At 58.2% G+C, this 13,176-nt stretch carries 6 protein-coding genes; all 6 read right to left on the bottom strand.

Features of this window, described 5'->3' with window-relative positions:
- Window positions 1–57 precede the first annotated feature (57 nt).
- The gene (gene glpK, locus ABWO17_RS08910; protein ID WP_353117698.1) at window positions 58–1,551 is read right to left on the bottom strand and encodes a glycerol kinase GlpK; all 1,494 of its coding nucleotides are present in this window, start codon (window positions 1,549–1,551) and stop codon (window positions 58–60) included.
- A gap of 161 nt (window positions 1,552–1,712) precedes the next feature.
- Window positions 1,713–2,471 carry an MIP/aquaporin family protein gene (locus ABWO17_RS08905; RefSeq protein ID WP_353117696.1) on the bottom strand — a complete coding sequence of 253 codons (759 nt, stop codon included), beginning with the start codon at window positions 2,469–2,471 and terminating at the stop codon, window positions 1,713–1,715.
- 386 nt (window positions 2,472–2,857) lie between these two features.
- On the bottom strand, window positions 2,858–4,486 hold the full coding sequence (locus ABWO17_RS08900; protein WP_353117694.1) for a glycerol-3-phosphate dehydrogenase/oxidase: 1,629 nt from the start codon (window positions 4,484–4,486) through the stop codon (window positions 2,858–2,860).
- Window positions 4,483–5,445, bottom strand: coding sequence for a sugar-binding transcriptional regulator (locus tag ABWO17_RS08895; RefSeq protein WP_353117692.1), 963 nt, complete (start codon window positions 5,443–5,445; stop codon window positions 4,483–4,485). Before ABWO17_RS08895 ends, ABWO17_RS08900 begins: the two co-directional genes overlap by 4 nt.
- Before the next feature lie 475 nt (window positions 5,446–5,920).
- Window positions 5,921–12,097, bottom strand: a complete 6,177-nt coding sequence (locus ABWO17_RS08890) for a P-loop NTPase family protein (RefSeq protein ID WP_353117690.1) — start codon at window positions 12,095–12,097, stop codon at window positions 5,921–5,923.
- 205 nt (window positions 12,098–12,302) lie between these two features.
- Window positions 12,303–12,848: a single-stranded DNA-binding protein gene (locus ABWO17_RS08885; RefSeq protein ID WP_353117688.1), complete on the bottom strand. Its 546-nt coding sequence runs from the start codon at window positions 12,846–12,848 to the stop codon at window positions 12,303–12,305.
- Window positions 12,849–13,176 lie beyond the last annotated feature (328 nt).

Genomic DNA, 13,176 nt, shown 5'->3' with positions numbered 1-13,176 from the left:
CATGGTAGGCGACGTTTGACGACGCCAACGGGCGAAAAGACAATTTAGAAACGGTCCCTATTCCTGCGCCCAGGCCTTGGCCCGCTCCACAGCCCGCTGCCAGTCGTACACCAGCTTTTCACGGGTCTCGGCGGACATGTTGGGTTCGAAGCGGCGGTCGAGCTGCCACATGGCTTCGATTTCCTCTTCGCTCTTCCAGAAGCCCACGGCCAGACCGGCCAGGTAGGCCGCGCCCAGCGCCGTGGTTTCCGTCACCTTGGGCCGTTCCACCGGCACGCCCAGCACGTCGGCCTGGAACTGCATCAGCAGGTTGTTGCGGGTGGCGCCGCCGTCGGCGCGCAGGGCCGCCAGCTTGATGCCCGCATCCTTCTGCATGCAATCCATGATGTCCAGGGTTTGCAGGGCGATGGATTCCAGCGCCGCGCGAGCGATGTGCGCCTTGGTGGAGCCACGGGTGATGCCCACCATGGTACCGCGCGCGTACTGGTCCCAATGCGGCGCGCCAAGGCCCGCAAAGGCGGGCACCAGGTACACGCCGCCGTTGTCCGGCACGCTCAGGGCCAGCTGTTCCACCTCGGGGGCGTCCTTGATGATGCCAAGGCCGTCGCGCAGCCACTGCACCACCGCACCGGCGATGAACACGCTGCCTTCAAGGGCGAAATAGCGCCCCGAAGGGGTGGCCCAGGCCACGGTGGTCAGCAGGTTGTTCTTGCTGGCGTGCACTTCCTTGCCGGTGTTCATGAGCATGAAGCAACCGGTGCCATAGGTGTTCTTGGCCATGCCGGGCTTCAGGCAGGCGTTGCCGTAGGTGGCGGCCTGCTGGTCGCCCGCGTTGCCGGCGATGGGGATGGCCTTGCCCAGGAATTCCGGATGAATCTCGCCCACCACTTCGGACGAGCGGGTCACCGTGGGCAGCATGGAGCGCGGCACACCGAGAATGCCGAGCAGTTCGTCGTCCCACTGGCCGGTGTTGATGTTGAACATCAGGGTCCGGCTGGCGTTGGATTCGTCGGTGGCGTGCACCTTGCCCTTGGTCAGGTTCCAGATGAGCCAGGTGTCGATGGTGCCGAACAGCAGCTCGCCCTTTTCGGCCTTGGCGCGGGCGCCGGGCACGTTTTCGAGAATCCAGCGCACCTTGGTGCCGGAGAAGTAGGCGTCGAGCACAAGGCCGGTCTTCTGGCGGAAGGTATCGGCCAGGCCGCGCGCCTTCAGTTCGTCGCAGAAGCCCGCCGTGCGGCGGTCCTGCCACACGATGGCGTTGTACACCGGCGCGCCGCTGGCCTTGTCCCAGACCACCGTGGTTTCACGCTGGTTGGTGATGCCTGCGGCCACCACCTGCGAACCGTCGATGCCCGCCTGCTTCAGGCAGTCGCGCATGACCCACGATTCGGTGTCGAAAATCTCGTTGGCGTTGTGTTCCACCCAGCCCGGCTGCGGGTATATCTGGGTGAATTCCTTCTGGGAAATCTGGATGATGTCGCCTTCGCGCGAGAAAAGGATGGCGCGAGAGCTGGTGGTGCCCTGGTCAAGTGCGAGAACGTACTTGGTCATGTCGTGCTACTCCCTGGGTTGGGGGATTGCGGCACGGGCGGCTCGGGGGTTGTACCCGGCCGCCCGCCGGAAACACTTTCAACGAATGCAAACCGGAATTTCTCTCCGCTGCCAGAACGAACCGGCCTGGCATGGCGGAAAAAGGGCGGTTTGCACCACCATCAGGCAGACTGGGCCTTGTGCACGGCACCCGTGGTCCAATCGTAGATGAACGCACCGAGCGGGCCGCCGATCAGCGGGCCGACGATGGGCACCAGCACGATGCCGGGTTCCATCAGGTTGGGCTGGGTGAAACCCGCCACCAGGGCGAAGAAGCGCGGACCGAAGTCGCGCGCGGGGTTGATGGCGTACCCGTGCATGGCGCCAAGGCTCATGCCGATGGCCACCACCAGCAGCGCCACCAGGATGCCGCCGATCCAGCCGATGTTGTTCTTGCCCGCGAAGTCGCCGATGGCGAGGATGCCGAACATCAGCACGGCAGTGCCGATGATCTGGTCGATGAAGCCCGGCAGGTAGGACGTGGTGATGGCCGGGAAGGTGCAGAAGATGCCCGCCGTGCTGGCCAGTTGCGGGTCGGCACCAATCCATTTGGCGTGGAAGTCGATGAACACGATGGCTGCGCCGACAAAGCCGCCCGCCACCTGCGCGATGGAGAAAGGCAGCACCTTCTTCCAGGGGAAGCGGCCGGTGGCCGCCAGCGCCAGGGTTACGGCGGGGTTGATGTGCGCGCCCGAGGGCAGGCCAGCCATGATGCCCAGCAGCACGGCGAGACCCCAGCCGAAGGTTATGTTGTCCCAGGTGATGTTCAGGCCCTTGCCGAAAAGCACGGTCATGGCCACGTTGCCTGCACCGAAGATGATCAGGACCATGGTGCCCATGAATTCGGACACCATTTCCCGTCCCAGCGAAAGCTCCTTCATAGAATCCTCCTGATGGTACACCCTCTCTTGGATACGCGGAGTACCCTGCGTTCTCCGCGCTGTGGTCGGCACCCTTGCGGGTGCGCATCCCGCCTCGTCCATCCGTGAAATCTGATGTCGAGGATGTCGGGCGGGTTAGGCGGCCTGGGAGTTGCGTCCCTCCTTGCGACACGCCGGGTCTGCACCAACCCGGTGAATCCGTTGACAGTTCGAACCTCGCCTGCGCGGCGGGGCGGGCCGCCTCGTGCCATGTTCCGGACAACCGCCCGGAATGTTCTGCCTGGCATGGCACGGTGACTGTCCCGTGGCGACCCTTGCGCCGCGCGCATCTTCCGTATCGCGGGGCGGGCAGGGCCCATCCCTTCCCCCGCCCCGCGTGGCAAACCTTAATCCCTGGGCGCGCGCCACCCCGAAAGATACGTTTCGAGGTATTGCAATTCCGCGTCGGTCCGGGCTGCATCCCAACCGAGTTCGGCGGCCATGATCCGGGCAACGCCCGGTGCGGCCTGAAGCGTGTGTTCCACGTCCAGCAGGCCCATGGGCAGGCGGCGCACCAGCACGTCCACCAGGCGCATGGCCAGTTCGTTGCGCACGATGAAGGCAACCTCGGCCATGATGTGCGGGTGGTCGGGGTGCACCCGGTCGCCAAGGTTCTCGTCGCGGGCAATGGCCAGCACCTGCCCGGTCTCGTCGCCGTAGGTACCGTGCAGCGCCTTGGCCAGTTCCACCGGCACGCCGTATTCGCGCGCGATTTCGGTGTGGCCGCCGGGGATGAACCCGCGCGCGCCGACAACCTTCAGGTGGCGGGTCACGCAGGGGCGCGTCAGGTTCAGGCCGAAGGCCACGTCGGCGCGGTCCACGGTGTCCTGGGCCATCATGCGATAGCTGGTCCACTTGCCGCCCGCTATGGTCAGCAGCCCGGCGGGCGAGACCTCGATGACGTGGGTGCGGGCCAGTTCCTGGGTGCTGCCCTTGCCGGGCGCAAACACCAGTGGCCGCAGCCCGCTCCACACCGCGCGCACATCGCCGCGCGTGACGGGCCGCGACAGGTACTTGCTGGCGTAGCGCAGCAGGTAGTCGATGTCGGCCACGTCGGGCACGGGGTCGTGCTCGGGGTTGGCGTGCTCGTCGGTGGTGCCGAACACCACGTGATTCTGCCATGGTATCATGAACAGCACGCGGCCGTCTTCGGTCTTGGGAATCATCAGCGACAGGTCCGGCGGGGTAAAGCCCGCCTCGAGCACGATGTGGATGCCCGAGCTGACCTTGAGGATTTCATCCGCGCCGGGGTCGTCCATGCGGCGCACGGTGTCGGCCATGGGACCGGTGGCGTTGATGATGCCCCTGGCGCGCAGGGTCCACGTTTCGCCGGTCAGCATGTCGCGCAGTTCCGCGCCGCGCAGCCGCCCGCCTTCCTTGATCAGGTGGGTGACTTCCACGTGGTTGCAGCAGGTGGCGCCGTGGGCGTTGGCGGTGCGGGCCAGGGCCACGGCCATGCGCGCGTCGTTGAACTGGCCATCCCAGTAGGTGACGGCGGCCTTGTAGTCGCCCATGCGCAAGGTGGGGAACATGCGTTCCGCCGCCCGCTTGCTCACGAACCTGCTGTGCCCAAGCCCAAGGCGCCCGGCCAGCAGGTCGTACAGGGTAAGCCCCGCGAACATGTAGCCCGCGTCCTTCCAGCTAGGCACGGGCGTCAGCAGGCGCACCGCGTGGGCCAGATGGGGGGCGTTGGCCAGCAGAAAGCCGCGTTCGCGCAGGCCTTCGCGCACCAGGCCGAACTGTTCGCGGTCGCATTGCAGCACCGCCTTTTCCAGGTAGCGCACCCCGCCGTGCACCAGTTTGGTGCTGCGGCTGCTGGTGCCCTGCGCGAAATCGGCCCGATCGACCAGCGCGACGTCCAGCCCGCGCGTTGCCGCATCCACGGCCACGCCGCAACCGGTAGCCCCGCCGCCGATCACCAGAAGATCGAATTCGCGACCGGACTTCAGTCGTTCCAGCAACCCTGACCTGTTCATGCATCTCCTCCGTGTTCCCGATCGAGCAGGCGCAGCGCGGTGCCCTCGTCCGTGACCAGCACGTTGACGAAACCACCGGTAAGCGCCGCCTTTATGATCGCAGTCTTGTTCTCGCCGCCCGCGGCGGCGATGGTCATCGGTATGGAGCGCACCTCGTCGAGGCTGGGCCCCATGAAGCAGGCGTTCATGGGGTGTTCGACGGGCACGCCGGAAGCGTCGACGAAGGTGCCGAACACCTCGCCGACGGCCGTGGTGCGCTGCAACGAGCGCACGTCATCCTGGGTTATGGCGCCGAGCACCACGTTGGTGGCGTCGGTGGCAAGCTGGCCAATGCCGATGAGCGCCACGTCCACCCGCACCGCCCGTGCGTACACGGAACGGAACAGCTCCTGCGACTTCAGCAGGCGGCACGATTCCGGGCTGGGGGCGAACATGGGCGCGGCAATGTAGTAGGTCTGCGAGGCGGACAGGCGCCGCGCGAAGGTGGCCACGATTTCATAGGGATTGATCACCACGCTGTAGGGCAGGCCGCCATACAGCGAAACCACGGTAAGGCCCTGGGCGGGCTTGCGCGGCACGGAGGTGGCGGCGGCGGCAACGGTGGTGCCCCAGCCGAGGCCCAACGACAGACCATCACGCAGCACCCCGGAAAGGTACTGGGCGGCGGCGTGGCCAAGATTGCGATTGAGCGATTTCTGCGAAGGCGGGGTGGGTATGACAACGGCGCGGCGCAGGCCGAAGGCGGCCTCCATGCTGCGCTCAAGCTCGTAGCAGACGGCCCGGTCGGCGTTGACCAGAATCTGCACGTAGCCTTCGTCGCGGCAGACCTGAAGCAGCCTGTTGACGCGCACCCGGCTGATGCCCAGCCAGTCGGCCACGTCGGACTGGGTCATGCCCTCGACGTAATAGGCCCAGGCTATGCGGCTGAGCAGCGCGCGTTCCATGGGGTCGTGCATCATCTGCGTCTCCTGCCGCGCACGGCGGCGGAAGGTGGTACCGCAGACCCTGCGCGCGTTCCCTGTTGCTGGTCCGGAAGCGGTGCGAAACACCGGCTTTCGTCATGGCGCGCGGCCTGCCCGGCACTTTTGTTCACGGAATGTACATATGTCACCTTTCTGTGTCATGGCAATAAAAAACTTGGAACGGCGCACAAGTTTTTTTTGACATAAAAGTTAAAACATCCTGTTTTTAGCATGTTGCAGCATCCATCCCACCAAACCGCAACGAGTGCACCTACTCTTATTCCTGAATGCGTCTACGGTGTTGGCGTGCAAATCACAAAAAAAATCCCGGAGGCTCCGGAAAGCCGCCGGGACTGGAAATGTGAAAGGGCCGCCTTGCGGCGGCCCCGGAAGCAAGCAATCTAGCTCAGCACAACAGCAGTCCGCTATAACTTAGGAACCACAGCCTCTGAACTAAAAAACAAATTAAAAACTATTCCACGCATGATATCGAACGGATCACCCCATCATTCCCCATCACATAATATTGCACATACGGCTTCCAATAGCGCCAACACTCATCCCTGCTAGGGAGATCATCCGGCAGCGCACGCCGGATTGACACACTCAGAACGAGAGAATCATCAGGATACGTTTCACGCAGCAGTCGCACAAATGCCAAATTTCCACTTAAGCGAGAACCTAAAACAGCACTTTTTTCACGGCCATATCCCACAACATCCGCCCACAGCTCCCTGCGAAGGAGTTCGCCTCCCCCTGCCTCCCAGACCTGCCCTGTCCCCGACTGAATGATTCCGAGTCGCTTTACAGCCTCAATACATGGTCGTGGTCCTGGATAGTGTAAGCCGACCGCCCAAGGATCATCTCGATCAACTCCACGCATTTCATCTTCATCGTCAACCCAGCCAACCATGGAAGAATAGCAACCTCTCGGACGCTCATGGGGAGCAGCGCTAGGTAACAGAATATCATCAACCTCCTGCCTTGCTTGGAGTTTGCGCAGCAGTCCAAGCGCTTTTGTTCGTGGAACTAACGAACTGCGAACACTAACCGATTCAGCATCACGCCCGTAGCCACTGCTCCAGTTACCCCAAAATACAAAGAGCCCGTCATCTGTAATCAATTGCTTGTCCAAATAATCCGCTGTAACGCCCCAGCACCAGGTTTTGTCGTTATAGTTATTTTTTTTAGGAGGGTCGCAAACAAATCGCGGGCCTCGCCAATCGGCCAGCCAACGCCCGCTAGGGCATGTGATCAAATATTCCCGGAGCCAAACTTGAAAATCATTAGCGGAACCCCCTACACGTTTACGAACTGGGCGATTAGCTAACAACCTAGCGGCCACTATCATCATCGCATGGTAAGCCTGATACGTGGCAAGATCATAGGTACGTGGCAAAGCTCCATGAGAATGCCATGCCTCACCAGCTTGAAATATACCCTTTTTATGCCGTGCATCATCCTGCCCCCCCCCGCGACCAGTATCAAACCTTTCTCGCAACACCCGACTAGCATACGCCTTTATACTGTCTCGACTAACTCCAAAAGCATCCCCCAATGGGGCAAACCAATAAGCCGCCACGTCTATCCCAAAATAAAAACACTCCTCACCCCTGCCATCAAATTCATCAGAAACATCTTTATCATACGTTGTTATAGCCCATTTTTTATATTTCTTATTCGGAAAAGGCGAAACATTAACAGCATCAACACACACCACATCTTTCGAGTCTACCACTTCAGATTCAAGAAAAGCACTCAAAATTCTCGATGCTATTTCTCTTATAACAACATGCTCCTCCGCAACCGCGTCCTTAAGAAATGGCAAGAATGGCAACAAAGCCACCTTCTGATCAAGCGCGCCCCTCGCAAGCCCAAGAAGCAGCCACTGACGGGCATCCCATTCATAAAACACAAACCCACTATCAACAAACGGAAATGCCTTTCTTTCTACAGCGCGTCGGGCCAAAGCAACTAAAAAGTCAGTCCACTCAAGCTCGACACCAATTCTCACTACATGTGCGTGCTCCCAACGCGTTGCAACTATCGGCGACCCGAGCCCTGCCCAAACAAAGCCAGCAAGCGCATCAACACACGAAGTCGGGGGTTGGAGCGCATCATGCCAAACACCGTCACCATCTTCGGGAAGAAGTGCGTCTTCCAGCAAATCAAGGCCAAAATTCAAAACTTCATTCGCGTCACAAGGCGAAAGGCATGCGGCCAATGGGTCAATAATTTGAAATATCTTCTCGGCGCCAAGAAACTCCACACACTCTGAAAACCCGTCAAGGCTGGCTTTTACAACATCACGCTCCGTAACGATGCCCTCATTATAAAGATCCTTGAAAGGCAAAAGAGCCCCCCACCCGTCTCTCACCGCAAGCCATGGTTCCTCCCGACACCCTGCCAACACAGCATTACGAATTGCATTGCGCATTGAGATCATCATGACTGAAGAATTCAAAACAGCATCAAGAAGATTACGCAGCGTGAAAACTCCAAAATCACACCAACCCGCAACTGCATTGACAAATGCTGGCGCTGCGCCAACCCCACAACGAGCTACCCCAACCTTGAAAAACTCTTCAAACTCATACGGTGGATCGTATTTCCTTAAACTGTCATAAGCCACCTTGAGCGCAACAGAATCTGTCATATCAACGCCATCAAAGAACCTCTCCCAATCTGGCTTATTCCGATCTACTGCCTTATTGCCACCGTAGGATTCCGCCTGATCCGACGACACCGTGGACTGGCTAAGGCAGGCCAATCGTTTAATCTCAGGAAAATCGACTTCCAAACTGTCGCCAATTTGACCTAGCCGCTCCCAGGTCGAGGGCTTGTGTGCCTGACAGCGCATATACCGATACGCAACCAGGGCGAGCAGGCGCTGCTTGAGCACCTGGCTCTCACCGGCCAAGGCATGTTCCAGATCAGCCAACCTAGCCCACTCAACATCAAGCCCGGACAACACGATCGGCACATGACTCGGCAGAAGACCATTTTCCCTGAGATGATACACTGCCACCGGCAGGAGGCGCTCAATTTGCCCAAACCGCCGGTCCCGCCAACGACTCAAGATTGCTAACGCGGAGGCACCACAGAGGCCTGTCAACGCGTCTACCGTTCCTATCCAGGCAAAGTGTTTATCACGAACCACATATTCATAGGTTAACTCCGCAGCCCTGGCCAAGCGATAGGCAGATTGTGGACGCGGGCATTCCTTTTGAGCGGCAGCCTCTGCTAGATTTAGCAGCGCATCCCATCGGGCTAAGTTTTCCTCACCAATCCGGCTAGATATTTCAACAGCGCGATTGAAATACACAGCAGCCTCGGCGTTGTTTACAGGAAAAATTGCCCGTGCCAGCTCCAGATACAAATTCGCCCTAGTTTCTGCATCCTCGCGTGACCTCTCCAGAGAGCCATAGACCGCCAGGGCAATATCCGTGGCAAGGCCCTCTAACCCCTTGGCTCTGGCAGCGCCCCGGCATATTGTTGTTAGGGTTGTTACTCCTAACGCTTGGTCTCGGTCTTTCAACCATGCGCGGTAAGCATCTATCGTGACACTGTCGGTCGCACCTACTCCCCGCAATATTTGGAGCCATTCTAACGCAGCATCCCTCTGGAAATTATAACGCTGATAGTAGTCAGCACGCTCAGCAGCGGCAGTCGCCTTTACAGCGGCGCTAATGCGCTCATGCAAGCCAGAGACGAGGTGACCACACATAATCTCAGCGGAGAGCACAAGCCACGGCAATAGGCCGCCCATCTCATTTGCAAAGGTGCTCGCATCACCACTCCGCAGAAATCCACTCTTATCCTCTAGTTCCTTACGTACTTCGGGCGGGGCAACGTCAAGCAAGACAAGTGACTTGCCGAGCAATACCGATTCCAAGGCATAAGCCCGTAACAATGGCATTCGATCAAACCCGAATCGCCCAGCTAGGGTTGCTGGCGGCGCGACAGGAAGATAGCGCTGCAAGACCTTGCACCAACGCTCCGCTTTATCTGGAAACACACGAACTGCGGATGCGACCACCGCACGCACCGAGCAAAGGATATCCCAGCCCTCTGTACAGCTCTTAAATTCTGCCAACCTTACGCGCCGGTCCGCAAGCAGCCGCAGGAGTCGCGCCAAGGACACAACAGGCAAGTGACGCCCGACACGTTCACCCTCAACCGCCAAACCAAGAAGGAGCCAAACATCGTTGCCCGCTGCAAGGGCAAGTTCATCAAACCGCTCATGTTCACCAATATCCATAAGGCGCCGGGCTAGAAGCTTTCCACATGTGAAGGCAATAGGCCGATACCTCCACCCTCTTAAAAAATTTGCTGCGGCCCTGGCCCCTCGCAAACGCAAAAGAGCCATCGCAAGCTCGACTCGATCACGATCATCAAACTTTTCATGTGTTCCTTGGTCATGAGGCTGCCCCGCCCATGCATATAGCCAATCAATGGCCATGCGCAGCCTACTCATTGCCTCAGCAGCAAACTCACCACGTCCCGAAAGCAAGCCTGCGTCATAGGTGTGATGAGACCCAATCCAACCTGTATCAAACGTACGCCTTGAAACCAGTTCATCGATACGATCAGGAGAAAGCAGTATGGCTGCGATATCGGTATTTTCCCGAATGAGCCCATTCTGACGCGACTGCCCAGCAGCTTCTCCACCGGCTTTAAGCGCCAACTTTGCGGCCGCCACGTAGCGACCTTGGTCAAGACAGGCCTTCAAGGCGAATAAGACCCGTTGTAACTCTACGTCTCTCTTCTCAAGGGGGCTATCTGTCGGCAATTCACCACCTGAAAGAGCCAACTCGACAAGCTCATCAATCTGACCTGCGGACAAAAGCAATTGTGGCAATGCCGAAGCCGCGTAAGCACTGCTTGCCGCTATCGTCCTGAGGTGTTTAGCAAAGGTTCGCAAGCCCTCGCGGTCAGATCCAAACTTTTCACGAAACCAAGTTTCTGCTGGTTCATCAAAAAAGTGGAGACTACTACCCTTCACAAGTAAAGGGCGCCCAAAATCAAGCGCGAAGCTGCGCACGGCACTCTCAGACACTCCAGAAATATGTGCTAACACCGCGATCGGAATTAATGGTCGCAATACAGCCAATCCACGACATATCATATCAATTTGTGCTGATTCAGCTTCACCAACCTGATCTTTAATATTATCCACTGCACGCTGAAGCAGTTCTCCTATCGCTCCATCTACAGTTGTTGGCTCAGGCCCTAATAATCTTAGCATGTTATCAAGCGGCAAATCACGCATAAGGGCCAAGGCTTGAACGCGCGGATTTGAGCTTGTGAGGAATGCAAACTCTTCTACATTTTTTTGACTAGCATCAGGATAGAATGAGCGCAGATGACTTGCCGTTTCACTTTCATTAAAAGGCAAAAGCTCAATTTCGCGCGTTCCTGGAGGCGCATTCAAGCTCTCACGTCTATGCGTCCTGCAGGTGAACGCTATTCGAACTCCTTTTGGGAGAGCCTCCCTTATCAAATCACGAACAAAGCTAGGCTCATGGCGTTCAGCAGCTGCCAAAACAGCGTTATCCGCAGCATCTATAAAAATACAAATACTTGCGTCAGAATTACTCGCACGCAAAAAGCCTACGGCCTGATTCAACCTACTAACAAAAGCACGCATATATTGTTTAACATCACACTTGCACGATGGAATCAGAGGGTAACAAAGCCCTAGCGACGCAAGCTCATTTGCAATTTGAACTAAGACATCGCAATGCCGATGCCTAAGATGTAGCGAATTTCTATACAATCCATTACCAAAACAGTCATATACAATAGCCACAGAACCAAGGGGCATCATAGTCGCAAGCCGCGATACGAGCATCGACTTTCCAACACCGCCCTCCGCATGAATGACTACCGGTCGATCTTCAACAAGTATCTCCTCAAGAATTTCCGCCTCCCTCTCGCGAGGCAATGCAGCACTGACCGGTTCGATACGGTTTGGGGCAGGAAAAAGATCCTCCTCGGTCACCTTAAGCACCCTTAAGACATCATGCCGCCTGATTGACGGATTTGACTCAAATTCCGTCGTCGCCTTACGCGTTACCAGCTCCTTGAGTTGTATAGGTGAATCAGAATCTGCACCTGGAAGATATGCTCCAATATCTCCAGCAAGCAAATTACGCTGATTCCAAAGATCTGGCTCACCACCGCAAAGAGATAAAGTGTGCAAAAATGCAACACTCTGCTTTTCATCAAGACCAACGCAATCACCCACAATATCATGGAGCGCATGAGGGCAGATTTCATCTCCTGTCGTAAGACTCTTGAGAAACGCCAACAGATCAGCCGCGATGGGTCGATTTGTCGTGAACTCGAATCGCACCTTTTGCGCCAGATATTCTGAAGAAAAAAAATTTAAAAGTTCCGCATATCTTCTTGCGAAACCCTGCAATGTCTTCTCAATATCTCGCAGGCCCCATGCGACAGATTGTCGCCGAGTAGAATGTTTTAACTGGATATAACGCACAAGTTTTGCATCGGAAAAATATTCAGACCCATAATAAAGTCCAACGTCAATTAGCTCATCCCCCTCATTGACGACTCCATCGGACTCAATAGCCGAAGCACCCTCTACAGTTACAGCGACCAAACCACTCGCTTCTGACAATAGCATTAGGCATTGCCGAGCTGCCCAATGATAATGGAACTGGTCCCCGTCGCGACTTGGCCGCACGAAGTCTGACCTTTTCATAAGCGATCCATCCTTCTACGAACACATTAGCAACACACTAGATACATTTAACAATGACACAAAAAATCAGGCGAAGCCATGAACATGGCTTCGCCTGATTTATCAACCAACATCTTGGCGCGTTGGGTTAGAACGGCACGTCGTCCATGCCGCTGGCTTCGGAGGGGAAGGCCGGGCCGAGATCCTCGTCCGCGCCGTAGGGGTCGCCCTGCGGGGCCTGGCGGCGCTGGCCACCCTGCCCGGCCTGACCGGCCTGGGCACCGCCCTGGCCACCCTGACCGGCGGGCTGCTGATAGGACCGCCGGGGAGCACCGCCGCCTTCGGCGGGCTGGGCACCCGCGCCTTCGCTGCGCCGGTCGAGGAACTGGACGCGCTGGGCCTTGATTTCGGTGGAGTAGCGGTCCTGGCCGCTCTGGTCCTGCCACTTGCGGGTTTGCAGGCTGCCTTCGACAAAGACAAGGCTGCCCTTGCCGAGGTAGTTGGCGCAGTTTTCCGCCGCGCGCTGAAAGACCACCACGGTGTGCCACTCCACGCGGTCGACCTTGTTGCCGTCGCGGTCGGTGTACGATTCGTCGGTGGCGATGCGCAGGTTGGCGATGGGGGTGCCGTTCTGGGCGTAGCGCAGTTCGGGGTCGCGGCCGAGACGTCCTATGATCATGACCTTGTTGAGCATGCGTATTTCCTTGCGATGGTCTGCTTTGTATGCGTGGGGGGCGGGACGGCGTGCGCCATCCCTATGGGGTGATACCGTGGGATGCGTTTTGTCGCAACCGTGATGCGCGGCGAAGACGGGCCGGGGAATCGGCGGCGACGTTCCGGCGGCGACGCCCCTGGGACACGCGCTGCGGGGAATACATGCCACGGCACACTTCGCGCCGCGCCACGGGCTTCAGTCCCCCCTCCCGCTCTGCCCGAGCGGGGCCGCACACCGGCCTGAATGCTTACTGCCCGCCCTTTCCGCCCCCCTACCCCCAACCAAAAAGTTTGTGGGAGGGGAAGGG

This window comes from Nitratidesulfovibrio sp., from assembly GCF_040373385.1.
Classification (GTDB): domain Bacteria; phylum Desulfobacterota; class Desulfovibrionia; order Desulfovibrionales; family Desulfovibrionaceae; genus Cupidesulfovibrio.
This window is presented reverse-complemented; position numbering and strand designations above follow the sequence as displayed.

Bases quoted from the DNA above. Each gene is read 5' to 3' on its own strand.
- ABWO17_RS08895 (WP_353117692.1), bottom strand. From the start codon at position 5,445: ATGATGCACGACCCCATGGAACGCGCGCTGCTCAGCCGCATAGCCTGG.
- glpK (WP_353117698.1), bottom strand. From the start codon at position 1,551: ATGACCAAGTACGTTCTCGCACTTGACCAGGGCACCACCAGCTCTCGC.
- ABWO17_RS08905 (WP_353117696.1), bottom strand. From the start codon at position 2,471: ATGAAGGAGCTTTCGCTGGGACGGGAAATGGTGTCCGAATTCATGGGC.
- ABWO17_RS08885 (WP_353117688.1), bottom strand. From the start codon at position 12,848: ATGCTCAACAAGGTCATGATCATAGGACGTCTCGGCCGCGACCCCGAA.
- ABWO17_RS08900 (WP_353117694.1), bottom strand. From the start codon at position 4,486: ATGAACAGGTCAGGGTTGCTGGAACGACTGAAGTCCGGTCGCGAATTC.
- ABWO17_RS08890 (WP_353117690.1), bottom strand. From the start codon at position 12,097: ATGCTATTGTCAGAAGCGAGTGGTTTGGTCGCTGTAACTGTAGAGGGT.